Source organism: Rhodococcus sp. GQ147 (genome assembly GCF_059759155.1).
Genome location: NZ_JCAXDU010000007.1, coordinates 143,587 through 170,019, shown reverse-complemented (window position 1 = coordinate 170,019; position 26,433 = coordinate 143,587). Strand labels below are relative to the sequence as shown.

Genomic DNA, 26,433 nt, shown 5'->3' with positions numbered 1-26,433 from the left:
CGGGGTCAGTTGCCGATTCCGAAGACACGCTCCCACTCCTCCTTGCTGGTCAGGGCGGGAACCGCGTCCCGGTACCGCTTCTTCATCTCGGGGAACCGGCGCGCGAGTTCGCGTCGCAGCCTGAGCGCCTCGGTGAGCAGGGCCTGGGCCTGAGCACGGTCGCGCTTACGGTAGACGACACCCCGACCGTCCGCCGTGGTGACCGTCACGCCGTCGACCTGCGAGAGCAGGAACCACCGCGCGTCGATGGTGGGCACGTTCAGCTGCGGCCGCTCGTGGTGCTCGCGGTTCTCGGGGCGCACGTTGTGCAGCACACCCTTCGCGAGACGCCTGACCTTCGCGACCGCACCCTCGGGCAGTCCGACGGCCCCGACCTCGGCGCCGGATGCCATCGGCAGTTCGGTCGACGACGGCAGCACCACGGCGTCGGGGAAGTTCTTCCGGAGCGCGTGCACCTCGCCGAGGGCACGCGGCAGCAGCTCGAACAGGTTCTCCGGACCGGCGAGGAAGTCCTCGATGGCCTTGTTCTGGATCGCGACCGTCGAGTACTCGAGACACACGAGGTGCTTGATCGTGGCCTTGATCGTGTCGAGCACCATCGGCTTGGCGTCGCCGTGCTGGTGCAGCGCGGCCACGACGAGCCGGTTGCGCAGATGGAAGTACGCCTGCCAGTCGATGGCGTCGTCCTTGTCGCTCCACGCCATGTGCCAGATCGCGGCGCCGGGCATCGTCACCGTGGGGTAGCCGGCGTCCCGTGCCCGCAGGCCGTACTCGGCGTCGTCCCATTTGATGAACAGCGGCAGGGGCTGGCCGATCTCCTCCGCGACGACACGCGGGATCATGCACATCCACCAGCCGTTGAAGTCGACGTCGATGCGTCGGTGCAGGAGCTTCGAGTTCTCCCGGTCGCGCAGCGGCTTGGTGGAGAAGTCGTGGTCGTACTCGACGTTCGGCGCGGCACCCCACATGAAGTTCGAGCGGTGGATGACCTCGCCCATGGTGTGCAGGTGGCTGCGTTCCTGCAGGTTGAGCATCTGCCCGCCGACGAGCATGGGCTTCTTCGCGAATCGCGACAGGGCGAGCGCGCGCAGGATCGAGTCGGGTTCGATCTCGATGTCGTCGTCCATGAACAGGATGTACGGGCTGGAAGTGGTCTTCAGCGCCTCGTACATGATGCGGCTGTAGCCGCCGGAGCCACCGAGGTTGCCCTGGTCGTGGATGACGAGACGGTCGCCGAAGGGTTCGGCGGCCTCCGCGAAGTCGGCCTCGTCGCGAACCTTGCGGGTGCCCTGGTCGGGGATGATGACGGCGTCGACGACGTCCATCACCAGCGGGTCGGACGCGAGCGCACGCAGCGCCTTCACGCAGTCGGCAGGGCGGTTGAAGGTCGGGATGCCCACTGCGACCGAGGCGTGTCCGGGCGCCTCGACAGGTGCGTACCAGCCGGCGGCGTGCAGCGTGACCTCGCTGTCGGTGGTGACGTCGAACCACAGCCAGCCGCCGTCCTCGAACGGCCCCAGGTCGGCTTCGATCTCGACGACCGTGTCGGACCCGCGGAACTCGCGGCCGGTGACGTGGATGCGGCTCGAGTCGGCCTTGCTGCGGTACAGGTCGACGCGGCCGTGGCCGGTGAGTTCGAGTCGCAGCACCACCGAGCCGAGCGTGCTCCAGCGACGCCAGTAGCTCGCCGGGAAGGCGTTGAAGTAGGTGCACAGCGACACCTCGGACTCGGCGCCGATCGCCAGCGTCGTCCGGCTCGTCGCGTGGGCGCGACGCGCGTTGGTGGGCGACTCCTCGAGGTAGAGCGTGCGCACGTCGAGGGGCTCGCCCGGGCGCGGCAGGATGATGCGCTGCAGCAGCGACCGGCCGAGCAGTTCGTCCTCCGTGGCGGGGGTACTCGCCGCCTCGTGCTTCGCGACGGCCGCGTGCTTCGCGGCGCTCACGAGGCGTCCCCGGCGATGGGCGCTCCCGAGTCGAAATGCGGGGCGAGGACGTTGTCGAACATCGACAGCGCGCTCGCGATCGCCATGTGCATGTCGAGGTACTGGTAGGTGCCGAGCCGGCCACCGAAGAGCACCTTGTTGTCCGCGGCTTCCTTCTTCGCGAGGGAGCGATAGGCGTTGAGTTTCTCGCGGTCCTCGGGGGTGTTGATCGGGTAGTACGGCTCGTCGTCGTTCTCGGCGAAACGCGAGTACTCACGCATGATGACCGTCTTGTCGGTCGGGTAGGTGTCGCGCTCGGGGTGGAAGTGCCGGAACTCGTGGATGCGGGTGTAGGGCACGTCGGCGTCGTTGTAGTTCATGACCGGGGTGCCCTGGAAGTCGCCGGTGGGCAGCACCTCGGTCTCGAAGTCGAGGGTGCGCCATCCGAGCCGGCCCTCGGAGTAGTCGAAGTAGCGGTCGAGCGGGCCGGTGTAGACGACGGGGGCTTCCGGGCTCGCGGCACGGACCTCATCGCGCACCTCGAACCAGTCGGTGTCGAGCCGGACCTCGATCCGCTCGTTCTCCGCCATGTTCTCCAGCCACGCCGTGTACCCGTCGACCGGCAGGCCCTCGTAGGTGTCGTTGAAGTAGCGGTTGTCGAAGGTGTAGCGGACGGGCAGCCGGGCGATGTTGCCGGCGGGCAGTTCCTTCGGGTCGGTCTGCCACTGCTTGGCCGTGTAGTCGCGGACGAACGCCTCGTACAGGGGGCGGCCGATCAGGGAGATCGCCTTCTCCTCGAGGTTCTTCGCCTCGGCGGTGTCGATCTCGGCGGCCTGCTCCTTGATGAGGGCGCGTGCCTCGTCGGGGCTGAAGTACCGGCCGAAGAACTGCGACACCAGTCCGAGACCCATCGGGAACTGGTAGGCCTGGCCCTTGTGCATCGCGAACACGCGATGCTGGTAGCCGGTGAAATCGGTGAACTGGTTCACGTAGTCCCACACCCTCTTGTTGGAGGTGTGGAACAGGTGGGCACCGTACTTGTGGATCTCGATTCCGGTTTCCGGTTCGGGCTCGGAGTATGCGTTGCCACCGAGGTGGTGGCGACGCTCGATCACGAGCACTCGCTTGCCGAGCTGCGTGGCCGCGCGCTCGGCGATCGTCAGTCCGAAGAATCCGGAGCCGACGACGATCAGGTCGTACTCACCGGTGGAGGGCTGGGGCGCTGATGCAGCAGTCACGGGAGACCAGGGTATGCGACTCCGTCGCGGAGGTGCCCTCTCGGTCCGGGCGGACCGAGAGGGCCGTCACACTCACACGTAGTAGGTGAGCGCGTCACGGACGAATTCGGCGCCCTCCCGTCCTCCGTAGTTCGCCGCGAAACGCTCGTCCTCGACGTACATGTCGGCGAGACCGAGCACGTACTCCCGCGGACTGCCCGCCGCAGTGCCGCCTCCCGGGGTGCCCGGAATCGACGACAGCCAGGCGACGTGCCGCCGCGCGAGGTCCTGCGCTTCGGGGCCCGCCGGGTCGAGACCGGCCCGGGCCGCCGCGATCCAGTCATGGTTCAGCTGCTCGACCTGCTTCATCCAGTCGTGCCTGGCGGCGTCGTCCATGCCCCGCCACCAACGATCGCCCGAGTCGTAGGCGTCCTTGCCCCACCGTTCGATGACCTCGTCCCGGTACTGCGTGTGGTCGAACCCGTCGAACACTTCGTCTGCCACGAGTTCCTCCCCTCTCTCCGTCTTCGCCAAGGTGGTGCGCACCGCCGCGATACGGCGGTCCAACTGCCGGCGCTCGTGTTCGAGCAGGTCGAGGTGGGTGCGCAGTGCGCTCGCGGTGTCGTCGTGACCGGCGAGCACGTCGCGGATGGCGGGCAGGGCCAGTCCCAGATCGCGGAGCAGCAGGATGCGCTGGAGACGCACGAGTGCGTCCTCGTCGTAGAACCGCATGCCGTTGCTGCCGGTGCGGCTCGGATGCAGCACCCCCACGTCGCCGTAGTGCCGCAGTGTGCGGCTGGTGACACCGGCGGCGCGTGCCAGTTGCTGGATCGACCATTCCCGCACGTGCCCACCTCCTTCTTTCCGGCTACGCCCAGCGTGCATCTTCACGTTGCGTCAATGTCAACCATCGTCGTCGCGGTGCCGGAACGCCACCGGCCGGCCGCCCTGTTCGGGGCGACCGGCCGGTCGAGATGTGCCGTCGGGTTACTCGGCGCTACCCGTGCTCGGGAACCAGTCCTTCAGGAAGCTCGCGTCGATGACCTGAGCACCGAGGTCCGGTGTCCACACGATCGCGCCGCCGGTGAAGATCCGGAACTTGCCGATCTCGTCGGGCAGCATCAGCTCGGGGCCGATGGGCGAGCCGAGCACGCTGTCGACGCCGCCGAGGTCCAGATAGGCCTGCTCGATGGGCGAGGTGCCGGTGCCGCTGCCGAAGGGATCGGTGCCGGTTTCGGGGCCGGGTTCGGGTGCCGGAGTGATCTCCGGGGCGTCCTCGTCGATGCCTTCCTTGACGGTGAACCAGTCGGAACGCAGTCCCAGCTTGGTCCGTGCCTCGGCGCCCGTCGTTTCGATGGTGCGGTCGGAGCCGACCACGCGGACCCGGGTCACGCGACCGCCTTCGGGTCCGAGATTGTTGCGGGAGAGCACCTCGAATGCCTGGAGGTCGCCGACGCCGAACTTGCTGCCGATCTCGGCCGCGGTGAAGGTCTTGGCCCATTCGCGGTTCGGGGCGACCTTGTCACCCTCGTCCTCGACGGGCGGGAAGGTGCCGCCGGCCGAGTAGCCGCCGGTGGAGGCGGAGAACTCGCTGCGCACGACCTCGCCGTCCTTCATCAGGACGGTTCCGCGGGTGGTGCGCACACCGTCGTCCGTGCGCGGATCCTCGACGCCCGACCCGCCGTAGACCTGACAGTCCGTGGTGTCGCAGGTCTGCCACTTCTCGTGACGCTTCTCGGCGAGGGCGTAGGACCGCGCGGCGATGGCCTGCGCCCGCAGCGCCTCGGCACCACCGGTGTCGGCCCAGGCGGGCAGCGCCTCGGCGGGGACCACGCTGCGCAGGTAGTCCTCGACGTGGAGGCGGTTGACGGTGCGCGGGGCGGTGCCGTCGAGCACCACACCGAGGGCACCGCGGTAGGTCTTGTCGTCCGAGCACATCGTGAGGTGCTCGTTCGCGGGACGGTCCTCGGCGAGGTCGATCGGGTCCACCCACGGCAGGTCGGTGGCTGCCTGCCACAGCACGTCGCCGCTGCAGCCCTCGGTGACGACGACGTTCGCGCCGCCGTCCGGGGTGGGTGTCAGGTGCGCGGCCTCGCCGGGCGCGAGTTGCTTACCGGCGACGACCATGCCGGCGTCGGAGTAGACGTCGAGGGTGTGGTCGTCGCGCGCCATGAGACGGACCGCGATCATCGCGTCGTCGACCGTGCCGAGTTCGGTGCCGCCGTAGTAGTGGCCGATGATCCGCTCGGCGGTCCACCCGTCCTGGGCGTAGCCGTAGGCACCCCACTGCCCCATGCCACGACCGTGGCCGTGACCGAAGCCACTGAACGTGAAGGGCGTGTCGGCCGAAACCGCTTGCACGACACCTGGTGCCGCCTGGTTGCTCTGGACGAGCGCGCCCACGCCGGCTCCGACGAGCAGCGCGGGAGCGACCCCGATCGCGGCGGCACGGGCGACGGAGGGACGCCATCCGTTGCGCAGCGGCCTGCCGAGGATGATGCGCCGCCTCCGGATCTTGCCTCTGCGCCCGATGGACTGTCGTGACATGACGTTGCTCCCTCGTTGTCGCTGTAGGCGCGAACTCGTGATCCGCGATATCGGACAATTTCGACCGATCCTCAAGCTCAGGTTGAGGCTTAAGGTTTGCTGCGTCTAGTGTGACAAGAGTGACGGAGCTAGGCAACAAATGTCACAGAAGCAACACAAGAATCACGAGTTACAGAACTTTCGTGTCCGAACCGGGCCACGGAAGCGACACGTAAGGGACGATCCGAAGTCGGAACCGTCCGCTGGAGCACCAACGACAGGGAGTAGCAAACAGTGCCGCATCGCCGCCCCAAGCCGTCGATCGTCCTGGGTGCCGTCGCCGCCCTGGCCGTCGCGACGCCCTTCGCCGTCACCGGGCTGACCAGCACCGCTCCCGAGATCCGGAATGCCAACGACACCGTCGAGGCAGTGGCACCCGATATCGCGGAAGTCGTGCTCGCCTCGGTGCCCGACCTGATCATCCCGCTCGAGGAGCTCACCGGTCTCAACCTGCCGGACCTCAGCCTGAAGGAGATCGTCGACGGGCTCCCGCAGATCACGACTGCTCCCGACCCGAACGGCGGACTCGTCCAGCGCGTCGGTGCGACCGTCAAGGAACTCACCCGCGACACCCCGTTCAGCCTCGTCGCGCTCGCCGCCGAGGACGTCGCCGCCACCGACGCGCTCATCCGCGCGCAGCAGGACGACGGCAGCTGGGGTCCCTGGACCGCGACCGAGCCGATCGAGACGCGCGCCGACGACGCCACCAGCGAGGGACGCACGGGCACGGAGCCGATCTACGTCGGTGCCACCCGTGCGGTGCAGGTGCTGCTGACGCCGCGTCCCGGCCCCGAACCGAATCTCGCCGGCGCGGAGGCCCCGCCGGCACCCGAAGCCCCCGCTCCCACTCCCGAGGCACCCGCCCCGGAGGCACCGGCGCCCGAAGCTCCTGCTCCTGCAGCCCCGGCGGAGGCCCCGGTCCCCGCCGACGAGGCACCCGCGCCGGTCGCTGCACCCGCAGCCGATGCACCCGATCTCGGATACGTGCCCGCGTCCTCGTCCAAGCCGCTGCGCGAGAACCCGCTGCAGGCGGCCGCCGAAGCGGTCAGTGCCGTGCTCATCTCGCCCGGCAGCAGCGAAGCGGACGCGCGACTCGAGGACATCGCGAGCCCGCTCGGTAACTCCGGCCTGAAGGTGATCACCCGCCAGCAGTGGGGCGCCGACGAGTCGATGCGCTGCCAGACCCCGACCTACGACGACTCCCTCGGTGGCGCGACCGTGCACCACACCGCGGGCAGCAACAACTACTCGAAGGCCGAATCGGCCGAGATCGTGCGCGCGATCTACGCATACCACGCACGCACGCTCGGCTGGTGCGACATCGGATACAACACCCTCGTCGACAAGTACGGCCAGATCTTCGAGGGTCGCGCCGGTGGTCTCGACCGCAACGTCCAGGGCGCACACGCGGGTGGATTCAACGAGAACACCCACGGCATCGCGATGATGGGCGACTTCTCGACCCAGGCCCCGCCGCAGGCCGCGGTGGAGTCGGTCGGCAAGTTCCTCGGCTGGCGTCTGGCCCGCGCGGGACTGAACCCCAAGGGCCGCACCACGATGTACTCCGAGGGCACATCGTTCACCCCCTACCCGCAGGGTGCGGCGGTGGATCTGCCGATCATCTTCGCGCACCGCGACGTGGGCAACACCAGCTGCCCGGGTGATGCCGGCTACTCGCAGATGGGCAAGATCCGCGATATCGCCGTCGCTGCGGCAAAGGGCGGTGGCGGTGGCACTGCCCCGCAGCCCTCGAACCCGTCGCCGTCGAACCCGCAACCCTCGAACCCGCAACCCTCGAACCCGTCGCCGTCCAATCCGTCGCCGAACGTGCCGGACATCAACGTCGGAGCGCTCGCCTCGGGCTCGGCCGACACCGCCGAAGGTGTCGTCGACGAGCTGATCCGCCTCAGCGGTCACCCGCTGGTCCAGAAGTGGCTCGCCGAGGGCGGCGAACTCGGACGGCTCGGACAGGCGGTGACCTCGATCCTTCCCGCGGTCAAGAGCGGTTTCGAACGAGTGAATTTCGTCAACGGGGCCATCTACACGTCACCGAACGGCGGCACGTGGACGGTACTCGGCGAGATCTACAAGGCGTGGGAGAAGAACGGACTCGACGCTGGTGAGCTGGGGTTGCCCACCAGCGACGAGTACCGGGTGCCGGACGGTTGGCGTTCGGACTTCGAGTTCGGCTCGCTGATCTTCAACGAGGTCACGGGTGTCGTCACCAAGGTGCTGCGCGCCTACGACGACGCCTACGACCAGGCGATGCAGGATCAGCCGGCCGACGTCGCAGGACCCGCACCCGAGGGTGCTCCTGCGCCCGGACCCGAACCGGCACCTGCGCCGGAACCGGCACCCGAACCGGCGCCCGCGGGCTGACCCGCAGCGCACCGGTAGGAACGAGTCACCGCCACCACCGTTCGAGAACGCGGGCCACCCCGTCCTCGACGTTGGTGGCGGTGACTTCGTCTGCGACCGACTTCGCGTCCGGATGCGCGTTCTCCATCGCCACACCGTGACGCGCTACCGACAGCATCGGGATGTCGTTGGGCATGTCGCCGAAGGCCACGAGATTCTCGTGGGAGACACCCAGTAGCCGGGCCATCTCCTGGAGACCGGAAGCCTTCGTGACCCCCGCCGCGGAAATCTCGATGAGCCCGTGGGTCGTCGAATAGGTCACGTCGACCAGCCCGTGCAGTTTCGGCACGAGAGCCTCCGCCATCTCCCGGCTGGTCGCGCCGGGGAGCCGGACGAGCAACTTGATGGCGGGCTCACTGATCACCTCGTGCTCGGCGAGTTCGGTGTTGTCCGGATTCAGCCAGGCATGTTCGTAACCGGGAGCGCTGACGAACTGCGGCGTCGCCGCGTCGTGGGCCCGATCCCCCACCCGCTCCGCGGCCAGACCGCAACCGGGAAGTACCGACGAGGCCACCTCGGCGAGCCACGCCAGTTCGTCGACCTCGAGCACCGCGGCGCTGAGCACACGGTCGGTGGAACTGTCGTAGAGCACGGCACCGTTCGCGCACACCGCCATGGGCGCGTAGCCCAGCTCTTCGACGACCGGCGCGATCCAGCGCGGCGGGCGGCCGGTGGCCAGGACGAACGGAACACCGGAGTCGACCACCGCATGTACCGCGGCGCGGGTCCGATCGGACACCTTCTCGGTGTCGTCGATCAGGGTGCCGTCCACGTCCGTAGCCACCAATCCGGGACGCACCGCGTCCGTGGAAGCAGGACGCACCGCGTCCGTGGAAGCAGGACGCACCGCGTCCGTGATGTGGTCCCGATACGGCTCTCGACTCGACTGTGCGTTCACTCCGTCATTGTGCCGAAGTACCGCGGTCGCCGCCTGCGTCATCGTTGCCGCTACCGGCAGCACCTTCACGGGCGGCACGTTCCCGGGCCTTCCGGGCGCGACGCTCGGCGGCCGCGGCCTCGTCCAGGGCGGTCGCCTCCTCGAGGGTCGGCGCGGATCCGCCCAGGCGGCGGGGCACCCAGTAGGCACCGTCCTCGTGGATGTAACCGTCCTGGACCCGGTGAAGCATCTTCTCCATGGTCGCGTGGAGCTGCGCGGTCATCTCCGCTGCCGGCTCGAACGGATGGATGGGGGCGCCCACCTCGATGGTGATCGGGGTGTTCGTACGTCCGAGCCGCTTCGGGTGGCCCTTCGTCCACACCCGCTGCGACCCCCAGATGACCATGGGGACCACCGGGACACCGGCTTCGTTCGCCATCCGTGCCGCGCCGGACCGGAACGCCTTGAGTTCGAAGCTGCGGCTGATCGTCTCCTCCGGGAAGACACCCACGAGCTGACCGGCACGCAGCGCCTCCACGGCGAGTCGGTAGGACTCGCCGGCGTCGCCGCGGTCGACGGGGATGTGCTTCATCGCGCGCATCATGGGGCCGGAGATCTTGTGGTCGAAGACTTCCTTCTTCGCCATGAAGCGGATGTACCGCTTGGTGACCCGGGCGGGGATCCCGGCGTAGGTGAAGTCCATGTAGCCGGTGTGGTTGATCGCGATGACCGCACCACCCGTCGCCGGGATGTTCTCCGCCCCGGTGATCGCGAACTTCAGCCCTTGCGCTGCGAAGAGCGTGCGGGCGACACCGATGATGGTCCGATAGAAGGGTTCCACGCCGGTCAGCCTAGCGGGGCCCGGTGGAGGAACGACCGTGATCATCGTCGAAAGGCCACTACTGTGCGCACCCTCGCCCGAAAGCCCGACGTACTCGCATTCGCCGGCCTCGCCGTCGCCGTGGTCCTCACCGTCGCCGGTTGCGAGGGCGACGGGCAGTCCGGCATCCCGACCGAGAGCCCGGAACCGACCGCGGCGGAAACCGTCGAGGAGACCACCCCCGCCGCGACGCCCGCGGTGGTCGTCGGGGACGTCCCCGGTAATCCCGCCGCCACCGCGGCGCTGCAGGCATGGACGAACGATCTCGTCGGCGGCATCGATGTGGTGGGCAAGTGCTGGACGATCGCCCCGGAACGGGCCCGGCAGATGTACGCCGACGTCGACGCGATCACCGCCGCGGTGCAGCAGCCGGGCAGGGACGGCCAGTACGCGGTGACGTGGTCGGCCGGTGGCATCGACCTGTCCGTCCTGCGCAGCGAGATCGCGTCCGGCTACGCGTGCCCGTACGTGAACCCGACCGGCGCGCCGGGCTACACCGACGAGGACGCCCGCTACGCCGTCGAACGATTCCTCGGACGGGCGATCGGCGCGCCGGTGGATCCGGACGACACCGAGGAGCGGTACCCACTGGTGTGCGAGGCGCGGGGCACGTGGGATCCCTGGGGCACCGGGAACCCCGGAGTGCCGCCGCTGGCCACCGATCCCGACGTCGTCGGCGACCTCGAATCCTTCGACGCCGCGGCCGCTTCCGTCACCCCGGTCTCGGAGGTGTACACGAATGTGACGATTCCGATCGTCGAGGCCGGTACACCCCGTGACCTGGTGGTCCTGCTCACCACGGGCAGCAACGGGTACTGCCTGGGCGCAGTGGACTGACGGGCGGCGCCTACTCTGGTAGGCGTCGGTCAGCACGTCAGGAGGGTACGAAGTGCAGATCACCAGCGTCGGACACGCCGGTTTCCACATCCAGACCGAAGCGGGGTCCATCCTGTGCGATCCGTGGGTCACGCCCGCGTACTTCGCCTCGTGGGTGCCCTTCCCGGACAACACCGGTCTCGACTGGGACGCTCTCGGCAACGTCGACTACCTGTACGTCTCGCATCTGCACAAGGATCACTTCGATCCCGACACGCTGAGCAAGCACGTCAACAAGGACGCGACCGTCCTGCTGCCCGACTATCCGGTACCGGACCTGCGTCGCGAGCTCGAGAAGCTCGGTTTCTCGAAATTCTTCGAGACCACCGACTCCGTCAAGCACCGGCTGCGGCACGGCACTATCGAGGTCGCTCCGCAAGCTCCGCTCTCGCCGGGCGATCTCGACATCATGATCATCGCGCTGCGTGCGCCGGCCGACGGACCGATCGGCGACTCGGGCCTGATCGTCTCCGACGGTGAGTCGACCGTGTTCAACATGAACGACGCGCGGCCGATCGACATGGACGTCATGCACGAGGCGTTCGGGAAGATCGACATCCACCTGCTGCAGTACTCGGGCGCCATCTGGTACCCGATGGTCTACGACATCCCGAAGAAGACCAAGGCCAACTTCGGCAAGCAGAAGCGCCAGCGCGGCATGGACCGTTGCCGCAGCTACATCGACCAAGTCGACGCGACGTGGATCGTGCCGTCGGCCGGTCCGCCGGTCTTCCTCGACGACGACCTGCGCGACCTCAACGACGACCACGGCGACGAGGGCAACATCTTCCCCGACCAGCAGGTCTTCCTCGAGCAACTGCGCATCCACGGCCGCGAGGGCGGTCTGCTCATGATCCCGGGTTCGGTGGTGGATCTGAAGGGCAGCGAGCACATGACGCTCACGCACCCGATCCCCGACGAGCAGGTCGAGGCGATCTTCACGAACAAGGCCGCCTACATCGAGGACATGGCGCAGCGCTTCGCTCCGGTGATCGCGGCGCAGAAGGCGGCCTGGGCTCCCGCCGAGGGCGAGCCGCTGCTGCCCGCACTCAAGGCGAAGTTCGAGCCGATCATGGCGCAGTCCGATCTCATCTGCGACGGCATCGGTTACCCGGTGGGTCTGGTGATGGGCGACGAGACCGTGGTGCTCGACTTCCCCAAGCGCGTCGTGCGCGAACCCATCGAGGGAGAAGGCAAGTACCGCTACGGTTTCCGTATCGCTCCCGAGCTCGTGCGCACGGTTCTGCGCGACGACGAGCCCGACTGGGTCAACACGATCTTCCTGTCCACCCGGTTCACGGCCTGGCGCATCGGCGGATACAACGAGTTCCTCTACACCTTCTTCAAGTGCCTGACCGACGAGCGCATCGCGTACGCCGACGGCTGGTTCGCCGAGGCGCACGACGACTCGGCGTCGATCGAGTTGGGCGGCTACGAGATCCAGCGTCGCTGCCCGCACCTGAAGGCCGACCTGTCGAAGTTCGGTGTCGTCGACGGCACCACGCTGACCTGCAACCTGCACGGCTGGCAGTGGGATCTCGAATCGGGCCGCTGCAAGACCTCGAAGGGTCACGAACTGCGCAGCACCAAGCTGTGATCCGCATCCGGTAGTCACCGCTCCCGTTCGGTCCCGGCGGGTCGCGCCGCGGGCAACAGCCTCGGCGCGACCACGCCCAACCCGACCAGCGGGAGCACCGTCACCGCGACCAGCGCCGCCATCGGCAACCACAGCGAGCCGATCGCGTAGGCGGCGAAGACCGCCACCGACAGCACCTCGCTCGTCAGGCCGACGACGGACGAGACGGTCGCGCGGGCACGACCGGACATCGTGTCCTGCAGGCGCGCCTCGGCGACGATCGCCGTGTTGTGCAGCGCGCCGTAGCCCACACCGATCGCCGTGAATCCGGCGATCCCCCCGGCGAGTGCACCACCGGCGATCAGTGCCGATCCGACGATCACGACGGCACCCATGGTGCGGCCGCTCATCGTCGCAGTCCGTCCGGCGGTCGCGGCACCGACCACCTGTCCGACGGCCGTCAGCGCGACCAGCACCGGCACGAATCCGGTCTCCGCTCCCGATTCGCGTGCGAGGAGAGCGAAGTACTCGTCGAAGGCGAGGCAGGCGAGCAGGGCGGCCGCGAGGACGACCGATCGTCGCACCACCCGGTCGGTGCGGATCTCGGACGTTCCCGCGCGCAGCGACGACATGTAGCGGACGAGGACGGTGTCGCCTCTGCCGGCGATCTCATCGGCCTCCTCCACCTTCGGTGCGGCGGGAAGCGTTCCCACGAGCGCGATGTCGACGACGGTGATCGCGACCGACACCCAGCCCACGAGCGCGTAGCCGCCGAGTTCGAACAGCGGTGCCGCCGTGAGGATCGCGACGAAGACACACGTCATCTCACCCGCGTTGGCGTATCCCATGATCGCCGCGTACCGGTGTTCGCACCCGCGCGCGGCGAGTTCGTCGTACACGAGGGCCTCGAAGGTGCCGGATTTCATCGACTCGCTGATGCCCCATAGGACGAAACCGAGCGCGAATCCCCAGTAACCGGGCCACACCAGCCACATCGTGAACGCTGCCGTGAGCAGGGCTCCGCTGCCGAACAGCAGACCGCGACGGGAGACGGTGTCGGCCCACGCACCCGACGGCACCTCGGAGACGAAGGCGACCACCGACCACAGGACGAACAGCGAGGAGATGGAACGGGTGTCGAGACCGTGATCCTCGAACAGCAACGCGTACAGGCCGTAGAGCGGCACGAACTCACGGACGGACGCGTACGCGACCACCCGCGCGGACAGCGAGGTCACCGGATCGGATCAACATCGACGGCGCATGCAACGAGAATGGCACGCCCGGCTCCACATGTCACCCCTCCGGAGGTGGGATACGGTCGGTCATCGTGAGCACGGACGAGCAACAGCAGCGGCAGCGTACCTACACGTGGGAGGACCCGGCACCGACGTCGGCGGCCAACCGCGACATGCACGGACTCGACTTCCTGCGCGGGCTGATGGACGGGACGATCCCGCACCACCCCACCTCCCGCACGCTCGGCTTCACCGTCACCGATGCCGGCGAGGGCTTCGCCGAGGTCACCCTCGAGCCGCAGGAGTTCCACGCCAACGCGGTGGGCAGCATCCACGGCGGCGTGCTCGCTACCCTCTTCGACACCGCGATGGGCTTCTGCGTGTCGAGCACCCTCGAGGCCGGGGTCGGGTACACGACCCTCGACCTGCAGGTCCGCTACGTGCGTCCGGTGCAGACCGGCAAGGGCGTCATCCGTGTGCAGGGCTTCTGCGAGCACACCGGACGTCGCACGGCGACGGCGCGCGGCGAGGCCCGTGACTCCGAGGGCCGCCTGCTCGCGACGGGTTCGACCACCTGCCTGATCCTGCGCTGACCTCTACGGCAGTCGGCGCGGGGCAGCGAACCGGCGGAGGGCAGGTGCCACCGGCCGTCCGCGCAGGAGACCCCGGACGCTCCCGGCGTCGATCGCCTTCCGGTACACCACGAGCGCCGCTTCCACCGCGGCGACCGTGAGGTCGATGTCGTCGTCGGTGTGGGCCGCCGACACGACGAACGACTGGCCCAGGACCCCGCGGTCGAGCAGTTCGGCGAGGAACAGCGTCCGGTACTCCTGCGAGGGCGTCCCGTCGGGTCCTCGCGTCGAGAACACCAGGCAGGACGGTCTGCCCTCGACCCGGACGTATTCGTCGAGTCCCATCTCCGCTGAGAGCGCGTTCACCGCGCTGACCAGGCGCGTTCCGGCGGCCTCCATCCGTTCGATCGGCCGCTCGGTCCCGTACGCGCGTACCACTGCGCGGAAGGCCGCGAGCGACGCCGCTTCCGGTCCGTGGGTGGTCGAGAGCAGGAAGACCCGTTCGGCGTCGGTCCCGAGTCCGCCGAGTTCCATGTACTCGCGGCGACCGGCGAGCGCGGAGATGGGGAATCCGTTCCCCATCGCCTTGCCCCAGCACGACAGGTCGGGCCGCACGCCGTAGACCGACTGCGCCCCGTGCTCCGACCAGCGGAACCCGGTGATCATCTCGTCGAGCACCATGAGCGCACCGTGGCGATCGCACAGCCGGCGCACTCCCTCGAGGAATCCGGGTGCGGGTTCTGTTGTGGCAGTGGCCGCTTCGAGGACGACGCACGCCACGGGGTGCGACGTGAGGGCAGCGTCGAGCGATGCGAGGTCGTTGTAGCGGAAGCGCAGCGTGAGTGATCGCGAACTCTCCGGGATGCCCGCGCTCATCGGCGTGGTGCCGATGAACCAGTCGTCGACGGAGAAGAAGGGGTGGTCGCAGACGGCGATGTGATCGCGCCCCGTGACGGCGCGTGCGAGACGGACCGCCGCGGTGGTGGCGTCGGATCCATTCTTGGCGAACTTGACCATGTCGGCGCCGGGCACGAGCGACAGGAAGTCCTCGGCCGCCTCGACTTCGAGGAGGGTGGGACGGCTGAAATTCGTCCCTCTGCGCACGGCTTCGGTGACGGCGTCGACGACCGGGCGGTAGCCGTGTCCCAGCGTCACCGACCGCAGTCCCATCCCGTATTCGACGTAGCGGTTCCCGTCGACGTCCCACACGTGTGCGCCGTTTCCGTGGGTGAGGACCGGCGTCATGTGTTCGGGATACTGGTCCGGACCACGGGCGTAGGTGTGGGCACCTCCGGGCACGAGTTCGTGGAGGCGCCGCTGGAGGTGGGCGGACCTGTCGAATTTTTCTGATAGGTCGACGGATTCGGTCATCGTCATTCTCCCGCGGGGGTTGCGTGATCGAGTCTGTGTGTTTCGCTGTCTGCGCTGCCGTCCGCGACCTTGGCCCACAGGTCGAGATCGCGCAGCCGTTCGTCGCGTGTGGTGATGCCTCGCATCCGTCCTTCGAGGGTGAGCCCGAGCGCCTTCGCGAAACCGGCTGCCACCGCGTTGCAGGAATCGACCCCGGTCTGCACCCGCTCGATGTTCAGCACCCCGAATGCCCGGTCGAGCAGCCATCCCGCTGCCTGCAGGAGCGCCCGGTGACTGTCGTCGCCGGTCGCGTCCACACGCAGTGTGGCGTCGCGCCGGACGAGATCGATCGGTTCGAAACCGACCGTGCCGAGGTGCCGGCCGTCCTTCTCCACGCGGTATCCGAAGGCGTGCCCCGACCAGCCCGCCAGCGGTGAACTCGGTTGCCACATCCCTTCCAGGACGGCGTCCTCCTCCCCGCAGTGTCGTCGCAACAGAGGAGGAGACAGGGCGTGGACCGGTCGCAGGATCAGCCCACCGACGTGGGCGGGTGCCGCTTGCAGCGCTGCGCGTCCGGGAGCCAGCCGTTTCGCGGTACCGAGCACGTACCGACAGCCGATCGCGAGACTTCTCGGCGAGATGCGCCGGTCGACCGAGCACACCGGTAGGACGAGGGGAACCGAGGGATCGGACCACTGCGCGGTCAGTCCCTCGCCGGGCACCCGATCGGCCGTCATAGCGAACAGGATGTGGTTCTTGCGACGGCCTCCTGCCGCGAAGGACTTCTTCATCGTCGCCTCCCGGACGAACCCGAGCCGGTCCGCGCCGCGGGCGGCCGGGAGGTTGTCGACACAGATCGGCGCGGTCAGCCGGTACAGTCCCAGGGCGGTGAACGCGTGGTCCATCAGGATCGATATCGCCAGGTGCCCGATGACCCGACCACCCACCGCCGAATCCATCCAGATACCCAGCTCCGCGGAGCGGCTCACGTGATCGATGCCGAACAGGTTGACCTGTCCGGCGAAACGCCCGTCGACTTCGATCACGAAGCCGCGCGACCGGCGGCAGGATCGCAGGTGCAGGCACTCCTGCACCCATTCGTCCTGGGTGTGCCGCGCCTCCCAGGACAGCGGACTGGTCGCCCAGAACGGTTCGATGATGGCCCGGTCGCGCAGCCGGATCCGGCGCCACTCCCGATGGTCCGAGAACCGCGGGGGCCGGAGCCGGACCACCTCCCCGGACCGCGCGACCGCGGCGAGTTCGGCGGAGCCGTGTTTCTCGGGATGGGTTCTAGGAATCGACACGGATATCTCTCCTCGTCCTGACGGCGGTTGCGACAAGTCGGCGGACCGTGCCGACCAGGTCGGTCGTGGCAGATCTCGCGAACACGCCGAGCGCCAGAAGATAGGCGGCTGCGAAGACGAGTGCGTCGAGTGCCAACAAGGCGACGGCGGCGAGGGTGGGGTGCGTATCGCTGTGTGCGAGATGGTGTTCGAACAACCAGAGCACGACCGTCGCGACTGCCGCGGCGGGCAGCGGGGGAAGGATCGCGCCGGCGAGCTGCGAGAGCGACACCGGGATGCATCTCCTGGCGAGGGCCATGACGACGATCCCCACGACGATGGCCGTGATCGACACGGACAGTGCTGCTCCGACGAGGCCGAAGAATCCGACGAACACGAGCAGGAGCGCCAGACCCACACCGACCTCGGTGAGCGTGTACCAGTTCAGCAGGCCCGTCCGGCCGCATCCCTTGATGATCTCCTCGCTCACGCAGATGAACGCCTTGCCGAGGCTGAGACCGGCCAGGGCGACGACCACCGGTCCGGCTCCGCGCCACGGCTCTCCCAGCACGACGACGACGGCGGGTGTGCCGGCAGCGATCATCAGTCCGGAACACGCGGCGGCTCCGATGGTCGCCCACTGCAGGGCGCGCAGATAGGCCGAGACGAGCCTGTCGGGGTCCTTGGCGATCCGTGAGAAGGCGGGAAACAGTGCGACCGACCCGATCTCGATGATCGCCATCGCCGGGATCCGGGCGATCCGCTGGCCGTACCGGAAGAAGCCGAGGTCGGAGGCGCTGAGCCCTCGGCCGACCACCACCGCCTCCGTCGCCGCCTGCACCCGCGAGCCGATCATTCCGAGCACGAGGGGTGCTCCGTAGCGGGCGAGTTCGCGCCAGAGGGCGAACGAGGCGCGGCCGCGACCCGGCCGCCAGCTGGTGATCGTCCAGACGGACACCACCAGGGTGATGTACGAGACGTAGGTGCCGGCGACCATGCTCCACACGCCCCAGCCGAGGGCGGCCGTCGACACCGCGACCGTCGCGTAGCTGACGGCGACGGCGGGACCGACGATCAGCCGCCTCTTGACGCTGAATTCGCGTTGCAGCATGGCTTCCGGCACGTTGGCGACCGAGTAGACCAGCAGTACTCCGGAGGTCGCGGCGGCGACCAGCCCGGCGGTGGTGCTGTCGAAGATCGCCCCGATCACGGGTGCGGCCGCGAGCGCGCCGATGCTCATGACGATCCCGGCCAGCAGGGTCACGCGGAAGACGGTCTCGGCCGCGTCGGCGACGTCGGTGTCGCGCTGGATGAGCCCCGACCGCAGTCCACCTTCGACGAATGTTCCGAAGAAGGTCGTGAGAACCGTTCCCGCGACGAAGATCCCGATCTCGGCCGGAGTGAGCAGGCGTGCGAGGGCGACGGTCTGGGCGAGCGAGACCAGTTCGCAGAAGAGCAACGCGACAGTCGACGCGCCGGCCACCCGTCCGATCGAGGACATCAGCGACCGACCGGACGGGCCGGTCTCCACCGTCCGGCTCGCAGGGTCCGTCTCGTCGGGGGTCGTGCTGCTCACTCCGGCGACATCCTTCCGACCTGTACTGCTCGGTGATCCCAGGGGTCTCAGTGGTTCTCGACCCGCGCCCGTTCGGCGAGCGCGAACACGTGTTCGAAGGCCACGTGTCCCAGGCGGATCTGCTCCCGGGCACGGGCACGCAGACGACCGCGGACCTCGTCCGCCTGCTGCCAGGAGGTGCGCGTCGCATCCGCGAGTTTGCTTCCGAGCGCGGGATCGTCGAGGTGCAGCAGGGTGACGCCACCGCCGAACATGTCCTCGAGGCCGCGGAACTTGTCGTCGTAGTAGCGAGTCGATGACAGGGCGACCACAGGGATTCCCCGCGAGAGCGCGAACACCGCGAGGTGGTAGGCACCGGTCACGAGGACGCGGCACCTCGACACCTGTTCGACGAGCCGTCCGGGCGAGGTGTACCGGGACGGCGGTTCGGCCACCGAGTCCGCTCCGCGCACGATGGGCAGCGTCGAACGGCGGTCCTGGGAACGGTATTCCGCGATGATCAGCGGCACCAGCGTCGAGGAGTACTCGGTGGCCACGGCCTGCACGACCCTGCGGACGGTGTCGCGGGCGATCTCCGAGACGGGGGCGTAGGCGGCGAGACGCAGGCACACGCCGAGGTCGGTTCCGGGGCCGGTGTCGCATTCGGTGTAGGCGAGTTCGATCGCGTCGTCGCCGGTGACGAGGATTCGATCGTCCGGCACACCGGCCCGTTCGAGGATGGCCGGGCCGCGAAGGTTCTCCCGCAGGGAGACGAAGTCGACGCGCGGCATCACCTCGGCCGCGCGTTTCTGCAGGAGGGGGTCGTCGAGCGGTCCGAGGCCCTGGCCGACCATGGCGACGGGAACACCGTGGTCGCGGGCGTGCTCGATGAGGGTGAAGACACGGTGGGCCTGGGCGGCATCGGAATCGGTGATGTAGCCGCCTCCGAGCACGAGCAGGAGGGAGGCCTTCTCGACGGCGGCCGCGCTGCCCGGGTGCACCGGCCGGCGAGCGGCCGCCTCACTCGCGGAGACGGGCGCTTCCACCGCCTGTTCGGACGGGAGACGCGCGCGGACGAGCCGCTCGAGCCGCCGGCGCAGTCCGCGTGCCTTCTGCGGGAACCACACCCGGAAGCGGACCATGCCGAGGGCGATCGGGCCGACGATGTGCGGTCCCAGTGCGGCGAAGAAGTCCTCGGCGACCGTCGGCTCGGCCCATGGGTCGGTCGAGAGGACGGTGATCCCCTTCGCCGTCGGGTGGTAGGCGCGGAGCAGGAGCGGGACGTCGGTGAGCACGCCGATCTGCGCGTCGGGCCATCTGCGACGTAGGCGCGTGATCGTGACCTCGAGCATCGCCAGGTCGCCGTTGTTGCGAAGCCAATACTCGCTGCTCTCGATAAGAATGCGGACCGGTCGCGTTGCCGGTTCCTCCGAGTGCAGTCCGAAATGATTGTCGATCATCCGATGATCCGATCCTCGATGAGAGAGGGTCCGGGAGTCCCCGGCGGTGCGGTGTAGCGAAGCATACCCAGAATCAGGCTCATGGGTGCTGTTCGCATCCATAGTCCATCAAAATTGGGATTTAACAAACTGGAGCTCTGTTCTATCGTGTAAAAAGAGACTAAGAGATTGTTTTAAGCGTCGTCTCCCGAGGACCTGGGGTACCCCATGACACACACGAGCACCACTACCGACGCCGATACGCTCGGCACGGCGACGACCGTCGGGATCCAACTTCAGCGCATCCGCCACTTCTGGCCCCTCGTCCTTCTCATCACGCTCGGGGCCGTGATCGCGTCGGCCGTGAGCACCTACACCGCCGAGCCGAGTTACACCGGCCGGACGGTGTTGATCGTCTCCTCGCCGGGACGTGTCCCCGAGGAGGACGCCGTCATGGTGCGGGGCTACATCGACCTGTTCAACGATCCCGCCTACCAAGCGCGACTTCGGGATTCGACCGATCTCCCGCCGGGCACGACCTTCGAGGCACGCACCGCCGCCGCGAGCTCGATGATCTTCGTCGAGGCGACGGCCGGTACCGATGTGGGAGCCAAGGACGCCGCCCTTGCCCTGGCCACGAACTTCCGGTGGGACGTCGACGCGGTGCGGCGGGCCGAGAAGGATGCTTCTCTCGATGCACTCCGCAGCCAGCTGGACGAGCGGCGCAGACTGCTCACCGAGGGCGCGGACCCCGCCTACACCACCCAGCGGATCATCGAACTCGAGACGCTGATCCAGCAGTTGCAGGGCGATTCGACCAACCAGCTCCAGATCCTGCAGCCCGACGCCGGCATCGCGATGTCGGAACCGAGCATGTCCCGCAACGTGCTGGTCGGACTCCTCGGCGGCCTCGTCCTCGGCTCCGTCGCCGCAGTTCTCGCCGCCCTGTTCTCCCCCACCCTCGGCACCTCCCACGACGTGCACACGAGGACGGGAGTGAATCCGCTCGTCGAGATCCCCCGCGGGGGAAGCCGGCGCAAGGGCCGCGCGCGACATCTCGGTTTCGTCCGCCTCGCGACCCGCGCCGGACACCGCCAGGTACCGCGGCCGGGGACCCTGGCCGTCGTCTCGCCGACCCGCACACCGGCGACCGGCCAGGTTGCACGGGCGATCGCCGAGTTCTGGGCCGGTGAGGGCGAGCGCGTCGTCCTGCTCCACGCCGACATGCACACCGCCACGGTGCAGGAACGCACCGCCGCCGACAACGCCGTCACGGTACGCACGGCACTCGTCCGGGATCTGCTCGACGACCCGGACGCCCCGCTCGACCGCGAACGGTTCACCCACCTCCTGCGACGGCTCCGGGCCGATGCCGACCTCGTGATCGTCGAGGTCCCGCCGCTCACCGAGGATCCCTTCGCCCACTCCGCGTGCGTCGTGAGCGACCGGACCGTGCTCGTCCTGGATCGGCGCTCGGGCCGGGTAGGTCTCACCCGCGAGGCCGTCGAACTGCTCGCCGACGCCGAACTGCTCGGCGCGGTCCTCGTCGACCCCCGCACCGGAAGCTCGCTCGTCCGCCGTCTCTTCCGCCGCAACAAGCGGGGCGAGTCCCTCGCCACGGTGCGCTACGAACGGATCGACAACCTCGGCCCCGACACGACGACGATCTCGTCCAACGGCCACCATCCCGACCGGGACGCCGCGACACTGCTGTCCGGCAAGCCGGGTGCGACACCATGACCACCGCAGGAGCTGTCCGGCCGGGCATCCGATCGTCGGGAGCCCGGTTCGGACGCGCGGCGCTCACGGCCGCCACGGCCGCGGGCCTGCTCGTCGCCGCGGCCCTGGCCGCATTCGTCCTCCCGGGCGAACTGCTTGCGCTGATCCTGCCCGGGGCGGTGGGACTGGCCGTCATCGCCGCGGCGGTCTACCACCCGGCCACCGCGGTGCTCGTGCTGATCGTCGCAATGTTCTTCCGGCTCCCCACACCCGAGATCCCCATGCTGCCTGTCGATCTGTTCGTCTTCCTCTTCGCGGTCGCGCTGGGGTCGTTCGGGCTCTGGATCACCGTGCGCCCCGATCGCATCCGGCAGCTGGGCATGCTCGAGATCTTCATGGGCCTGTTCGTCCTGTGGAACTTCTGGTCGATGTTCGCCTCGCACCGCTTCCCCGCGGTGGTTCCCCTGACGAGTCAACCCACCTCGGTGTCCCGCTTCATCATCATCGGCACGGTCATCCCGTTCGCCGTCTTCGTCATGGGCCGCCTGAGTTTCGATCGGGAGCGTGCGGTGCGAGGCATGCTCTGGACCGTCACCGGCATCGCGGCGTTCTCGGCGATGATGAGCATCTTCCAGCTCAAAGGTCCGACCGCTCTGGTATGGCCGCGCTACATGCTCGAGAATGAGCACTGGCCGGGCCGCGCGGTGGGTGTCACCAATCAGCCCGTCGGCAACGGGACGATCCTCATCTTCGGATTCATCGTCACGGTCGTCCTGGCTTCTCAGAAATCCGAACCCGTCTGGCTCCGGCGCCTCGCCGCCGTGATCGCCGCGGCCTGCGCCTACGGCGTCTTCCTCACCTACACACGCGCGGTGTGGCTGGCGTTCGGGATCGTCGTCCTCGTCGGACTGCTGTGCGCCCGCGACTTCCGCCGCGCTTTCGCCCTGACGGCCACGGCGATGGTGGTCGCCGTCGCGATGAACTGGTCGACCTTCACCAGCGCCGACCGGAAGGCCGGCGGGGTGGGTTCGACGAGCGAGATCCACGACCGGCTCAATGCGATGGCGACGGCCTTCTGGGCGATCCGCGAGGAACCGCTCACCGGATGGGGTGTCGCGCGTTTCGTGTCCGTCAACACCTTCTTCCACCGGGCGTGGGGACCGAGCATCCCGTGGGAGGGCGGATTCGGTATCGACGCCCACTTCACGGAACTGGGGATCTTCGCCGAACTCGGCATCGTCGGTGGTCTGTTGTGGATCACGGTGCTCGTGCTGCTCGTCGTCCAACTCGTCCGCGCCTACCGCAGGTTGCCACCGGGCCGGCTCACCGGGCAACCGCTCGCGATCGCGGCCGTCCTCGCCGTGCTGTGCCTGCTCGTCACCGGGTTCACCGCCGAACTCCGCAATTTCGATGTCACCAATGCGATGGCACTGCTCATCGCCGGTGTGGCGATCGGATGGTCCGACCGGTTCGTCCCGCGGAAGTGGGATCCCGAGAGATCCCCGGAGGAGGTCTCGTCATGAATGCCCCACGGGTGCTGTGGGTCTCCACCAGCACATCGACCCGAGGCGGTGTCGCCTCGTTCGTTCGCACGATGCAGGGCACCGATCTGTGGAGCGACTGGCATATCGAACACATCGGCACCCATCGCAACGGTTCGATCCCCCTCCGGATCGTCGCCTTCGCCGTCGGGCTGGTCTCGTTCACCTACACGGTGATCCGGAGGCGACCCGACGTCGTACACCTCCACACCGCCTCGTACGGGAGCTTCGTCCGGAAGGCCACGCTGGCGTGGATCGCACGCGCTGCCCGCATCCCGGTGATCCTCCACGTCCACGGTGCCGAGTTCCACCGCTTCTACTCCCTGTGCCCCAAGCCCGCCCGGGCCGTCATCCGCGCGACCCTCACCGAGGCCGACGCGGTGATCGCACTCGGGGAGAGGTGGGCGTGCCGCCTGCAGGAGATCGCACCTCGCGCCCGGATCATCGTCGTGCCCAATGCCGTCCGGCCCCGGACGCCCGTTTCCCAACTGCCGGACGGGCGACCGGTGAACGTGCTCTTCCTCGGCGAGGTCGGTGAACGCAAGGGCACCTTCGTCCTGCTCGAGGCATGGGCGCGACTCGCGCACGAAGGAGTCGTCTCCGGCACGCACCTGACGATTGCGGGTGACGGCGCCGTGGACGCGGCCGCACAGCAGGTCGCCGAACTCGGAATCGACGACACCGTCACCATCGCGGGATGGGCGGCGCCGGAAAAGGTTTCCGGACTGCTCCGGGACAGCCGCATCCTCGTGCTCCCGTCCCGGAACGAAGGTCAGCCGATGGCGATCCTCGAAGCCATGGCGGCAGGATTGTGTGTGGTGGCCAGTCCGGTCGGCGGGATACCCGATCTCGTCGACGCCGATTCGGGAATTCTCGTCCCACCCGACGATCCCGACGCCCTCGCCGTCGCCCTCCGGAAGGTCGTCACCGACGACGCGGAGCGGGCCCGTCTCGGTGCCGGCGCCTGGCGCCGGGTGTGCACGGAATTCGACGTCGACGTCGTGTCACGGCGTTTCGACGCCCTCTACAGAGAGGTCGGCAGATGTCCCGTCCGCTGCGACTGATGTACGTCGTGCCGGATCTCGGTGTGGGCGGCGCCGAACGGCACGTCACCACCCTGCTCCCCCGACTCGACCCCCAGCGCTTCACCTCGTGCGCCGTCTGCATCGGAGAACCCGGCGCGCTGTTCTCCGACCTGGTGGACTCGTCGATTCCCGCAACGGCGCTGCGCAGGACAAAACGACAGATGGTGCGTTCCCTCGTCGATCTGGTGCGGGAGATGCGCCGGTTCCGTCCCGACATCGTGATCACTCGGGGATACAACGCCGAGACGCTGGGACGGGCTGCGGCCTTCCTCGCCCGGGTTCCGCACGTCGTGGTGTGGGTTCACCACTGCGGTGATCCCGAACCTCGCGGCCCGCTCCGGCGACTGATCGACCGGTGCCTCGATCCGATCACCGATTCCTATTTCGGTGTGGCCGAGGCCCAGCGCGCATTCATGACCGACGATCTCGGCTACCCACCCGAGAAGATCACCGTCGTGCACAACGGGGTCGATCCGTCACTGTACGACACCACCGACGATCGCCGCGTGCTGCCCGAACTCGGCGTGCCCGCGGATGCTCCCACCGTCGGGATCGTGGCGGCACTGCGTCCGGAAAAGGACCACGCCTGTTTCCTCCGCGCCGCACGGCGGGTCGCCGACGTGCGGCCCGACACCCGTTTCCTTGTCATCGGCGACGGGCCGTGCCGCGAGGACCTCGAAGTGATCGCCGACGCCGCCGGTCTGCGCGCGAACGTCGTCTTCACCGGTGCACGCGGCGACATTCCCCGCATCCTCCGCGCCCTGGATCTCGTCGTCCTGTCGTCGTACAGCATCGAGTGCTTCCCCATGGCTCTGCTCGAAGCCATGGCATCCGGCCGTCCCGCGGTGTGCACGGCCGTCGGCGGTGTCCCCGAGATGCTGGTCGACGGGGTCACCGGCCGACTCGTCCCTGCCCGCGACGAACGAGCACTCGCCGACGGGATGCTCGAACTGCTCGACGATCCCGAACTCGCCCGCAAGATGGGGCGGGCCGCGCGGGAACGCGTGGAATCGGAGTTCACACTCCACCGAAGTGTCGAGGGCGCCCAGACCGCCCTCGTGGAAGCCGCACGGTCCGGAATCGTGCGACCCGCACGGTCCAGAATCGTGCGACCCGCACGGCCGACGGAGCGAGCCGATCGGACGGATCCCGTCCGCCTCACGCTCGTGCTGGACCAGACGTTCGTCGGGGGCGTCGAGGTCCTCATGCTCGAGGTGTTCCGGCACCTCGATCCGTCGGTCGTGCGCCCCCGTCTGGTGTGCCTGCGCGAAGCCGGTCCGCTCGCCGAGGAATATCGGCGCGCGGGATTCGAGGTGGAGGTCGTCCCCCGATCCGGCCGCTACGATCCGCGCCGGTTGACACGGCTCGTGCGGATGCTGCGTACCGACCGCACCGACGCCGTGCTCGTGACACACCACCACCATGCCGCCCTGGCACTCGGTAGACTGGCGGCGCGACTGGCCGGGACACCCACGAATCTCGTTGCCGCACACGACATGGATCTGACGAGCATCGGCAAGCGGTGTCTTCCCCGGTGGGTGGTGTCCACCCTCTTCCTCTCCGATGCCCTCGTGCTGCTGGGACCGCGCCAGGGCGACTATCTGCGCCGCGAGGAGGGGGTCGCCCGCCGGCCGTGGTCCCGCACGCGAGAAGTGGTCATCACCAACGGGATCGACATCGGTGAGCCACCCACCGAGGAGGACCGCGACCGGGCCCGCGCAGCGCTCGGGCTGTCCCCCGACGCGTTCGCCGTCGGTATCGTCGCGCGGTTGAGCCGTCAGAAGGCACACCAGGTGCTGTTCGAAGCGGTGCGGCTCGCCGCACACGCCCGTCCCGAGCTGCAACTGCTGGTCATCGGTGGGGGCGAGAGGGAATCCGAACTGCGTTCGCTCGCCGATGATCTCGGTATCTCCGGTCGGACCGTGTTCACAGGTGTGCGCCGCGACGTCCGGGCACTGCTGCCGGGACTGGACGTGTCTGCGCTGTCGTCCGTCCACGAAGGTGCACCCATCACCGTCATCGAAGCCATGGCCGCCGGGCTTCCGGTCGTGGCCACCGAATGCGGTTGCCTGCCCGACATGGTCACCGACGGGACCGACGGCTTCCTCGTCCCGGTCGGAGACGCCGCAGCACTCGCGGAACGATTGTGCGTGCTGGCCGCCGACCGGTCACTCGCCCGCCGCCTCGGCGCGAACGGCCGCGAACGCGCGGAACGCGAGTACCGGATCTCCCGGACCGCACGGTCGTTCGAGGCCCTGCTCGACGAACTGACGGCCCGGTCGAGCTGACGGGCAGATCG

General features: G+C 68.5%; 19 protein-coding genes. 8 read left to right on the top strand and 11 right to left on the bottom strand.

The window, feature by feature from the left end:
- Positions 1-5 precede the first annotated feature (5 nt).
- The 4 genes from AC6CID_RS10820 to AC6CID_RS10805 form a co-directional block, all read right to left on the bottom strand.
- Positions 6-1,943, bottom strand: coding sequence for a glycosyltransferase (locus tag AC6CID_RS10820; RefSeq protein ID WP_006553438.1), 1,938 nt, complete (start codon positions 1,941-1,943; stop codon positions 6-8).
- Positions 1,940-3,160 (bottom strand): UDP-galactopyranose mutase, encoded by a 1,221-nt coding sequence (gene glf / locus AC6CID_RS10815; RefSeq protein ID WP_006553437.1) that lies wholly within the window; start codon positions 3,158-3,160, stop codon positions 1,940-1,942. The genes AC6CID_RS10820 and glf overlap by 4 nt, the downstream gene beginning before the upstream one ends.
- A gap of 72 nt (positions 3,161-3,232) precedes the next feature.
- Positions 3,233-3,985, bottom strand: coding sequence for a MerR family transcriptional regulator (locus tag AC6CID_RS10810; RefSeq protein WP_006553436.1), 753 nt, complete (start codon positions 3,983-3,985; stop codon positions 3,233-3,235).
- Between the two features lie 141 nt (positions 3,986-4,126).
- Positions 4,127-5,686, bottom strand: coding sequence for a SpoIID/LytB domain-containing protein (locus AC6CID_RS10805; protein ID WP_498353940.1), 1,560 nt, complete (start codon positions 5,684-5,686; stop codon positions 4,127-4,129).
- A 273-nt stretch (positions 5,687-5,959) separates the two neighbouring features.
- Here AC6CID_RS10805 and AC6CID_RS10800 point away from each other — a divergent pair, with 273 nt between their 5' ends.
- A complete protein-coding gene (locus tag AC6CID_RS10800; RefSeq protein ID WP_220666366.1) occupies positions 5,960-8,104 on the top strand; it encodes an N-acetylmuramoyl-L-alanine amidase in 2,145 nt (714 codons plus the stop codon).
- 25 nt (positions 8,105-8,129) lie between these two features.
- Here the strand turns inward: AC6CID_RS10800 and AC6CID_RS10795 are convergent, their stop codons facing one another.
- Both AC6CID_RS10795 and AC6CID_RS10790 read right to left on the bottom strand, forming a co-directional pair.
- Positions 8,130-9,083: an HAD family hydrolase gene (locus AC6CID_RS10795; RefSeq protein WP_231412381.1), complete on the bottom strand. Its 954-nt coding sequence runs from the start codon at positions 9,081-9,083 to the stop codon at positions 8,130-8,132.
- Positions 9,046-9,861: a lysophospholipid acyltransferase family protein gene (locus AC6CID_RS10790; protein WP_006553432.1), complete on the bottom strand. Its 816-nt coding sequence runs from the start codon at positions 9,859-9,861 to the stop codon at positions 9,046-9,048. Before AC6CID_RS10790 ends, AC6CID_RS10795 begins: the two co-directional genes overlap by 38 nt.
- A 63-nt stretch (positions 9,862-9,924) precedes the next feature.
- Between AC6CID_RS10790 and AC6CID_RS10785 the strand changes: the two genes are divergently transcribed.
- Both AC6CID_RS10785 and AC6CID_RS10780 read left to right on the top strand, forming a co-directional pair.
- Positions 9,925-10,737 carry a hypothetical protein gene (locus AC6CID_RS10785; protein ID WP_217579291.1) on the top strand — a complete coding sequence of 271 codons (813 nt, stop codon included), beginning with the start codon at positions 9,925-9,927 and terminating at the stop codon, positions 10,735-10,737.
- Positions 10,738-10,789: 52 nt separating this feature from the next.
- The gene (locus AC6CID_RS10780) at positions 10,790-12,373 is read left to right on the top strand and encodes a Rieske 2Fe-2S domain-containing protein (RefSeq protein WP_019290360.1); all 1,584 of its coding nucleotides are present in this window, start codon (positions 10,790-10,792) and stop codon (positions 12,371-12,373) included.
- A 14-nt stretch (positions 12,374-12,387) separates the two neighbouring features.
- Here the strand turns inward: AC6CID_RS10780 and AC6CID_RS10775 are convergent, their stop codons facing one another.
- Positions 12,388-13,590 carry an MFS transporter gene (locus tag AC6CID_RS10775; protein WP_064060539.1) on the bottom strand — a complete coding sequence of 401 codons (1,203 nt, stop codon included), beginning with the start codon at positions 13,588-13,590 and terminating at the stop codon, positions 12,388-12,390.
- Positions 13,591-13,682: 92 nt separating this feature from the next.
- Between AC6CID_RS10775 and AC6CID_RS10770 the strand changes: the two genes are divergently transcribed.
- Positions 13,683-14,183 carry a PaaI family thioesterase gene (locus AC6CID_RS10770; protein WP_006553428.1) on the top strand — a complete coding sequence of 167 codons (501 nt, stop codon included), beginning with the start codon at positions 13,683-13,685 and terminating at the stop codon, positions 14,181-14,183.
- 3 nt (positions 14,184-14,186) lie between these two features.
- Here the strand turns inward: AC6CID_RS10770 and AC6CID_RS10765 are convergent, their stop codons facing one another.
- From AC6CID_RS10765 to AC6CID_RS10750, 4 genes are read right to left on the bottom strand one after another with little or no spacing between them, the layout of a single operon-like run.
- The gene (locus tag AC6CID_RS10765; protein WP_064060540.1) at positions 14,187-15,533 is read right to left on the bottom strand and encodes a glutamate-1-semialdehyde 2,1-aminomutase; all 1,347 of its coding nucleotides are present in this window, start codon (positions 15,531-15,533) and stop codon (positions 14,187-14,189) included.
- Between the two features lie 2 nt (positions 15,534-15,535).
- Positions 15,536-16,816 carry a GNAT family N-acetyltransferase gene (locus AC6CID_RS10760; protein WP_498353939.1) on the bottom strand — a complete coding sequence of 427 codons (1,281 nt, stop codon included), beginning with the start codon at positions 16,814-16,816 and terminating at the stop codon, positions 15,536-15,538.
- A complete protein-coding gene (locus AC6CID_RS10755; protein ID WP_498353938.1) occupies positions 16,803-18,371 on the bottom strand; it encodes an oligosaccharide flippase family protein in 1,569 nt (522 codons plus the stop codon). The genes AC6CID_RS10760 and AC6CID_RS10755 overlap by 14 nt, the downstream gene beginning before the upstream one ends.
- 47 nt (positions 18,372-18,418) lie before the next feature.
- Positions 18,419-19,810 (bottom strand): polysaccharide pyruvyl transferase family protein, encoded by a 1,392-nt coding sequence (locus AC6CID_RS10750; protein WP_498353937.1) that lies wholly within the window; start codon positions 19,808-19,810, stop codon positions 18,419-18,421.
- Between the two features lie 207 nt (positions 19,811-20,017).
- Here AC6CID_RS10750 and AC6CID_RS10745 point away from each other — a divergent pair, with 207 nt between their 5' ends.
- Genes AC6CID_RS10745 through AC6CID_RS10730 form a run of 4 tightly spaced genes read left to right on the top strand, consistent with a single transcriptional unit; the run spans position 20,018 to position 26,422 of the window.
- Entirely contained in the window at positions 20,018-21,529 is a 1,512-nt protein-coding gene (locus AC6CID_RS10745) for a hypothetical protein (RefSeq protein ID WP_498353936.1), read from the top strand.
- Positions 21,526-23,031, top strand: a complete 1,506-nt coding sequence (locus AC6CID_RS10740) for an O-antigen ligase family protein (protein ID WP_498353935.1) — start codon at positions 21,526-21,528, stop codon at positions 23,029-23,031. Before AC6CID_RS10745 ends, AC6CID_RS10740 begins: the two co-directional genes overlap by 4 nt.
- Positions 23,028-24,113, top strand: coding sequence for a glycosyltransferase family 4 protein (locus AC6CID_RS10735; protein WP_498353934.1), 1,086 nt, complete (start codon positions 23,028-23,030; stop codon positions 24,111-24,113). The genes AC6CID_RS10740 and AC6CID_RS10735 overlap by 4 nt, the downstream gene beginning before the upstream one ends.
- Positions 24,092-26,422: a glycosyltransferase gene (locus AC6CID_RS10730; RefSeq protein ID WP_498353933.1), complete on the top strand. Its 2,331-nt coding sequence runs from the start codon at positions 24,092-24,094 to the stop codon at positions 26,420-26,422. The genes AC6CID_RS10735 and AC6CID_RS10730 overlap by 22 nt, the downstream gene beginning before the upstream one ends.
- Positions 26,423-26,433 lie beyond the last annotated feature (11 nt).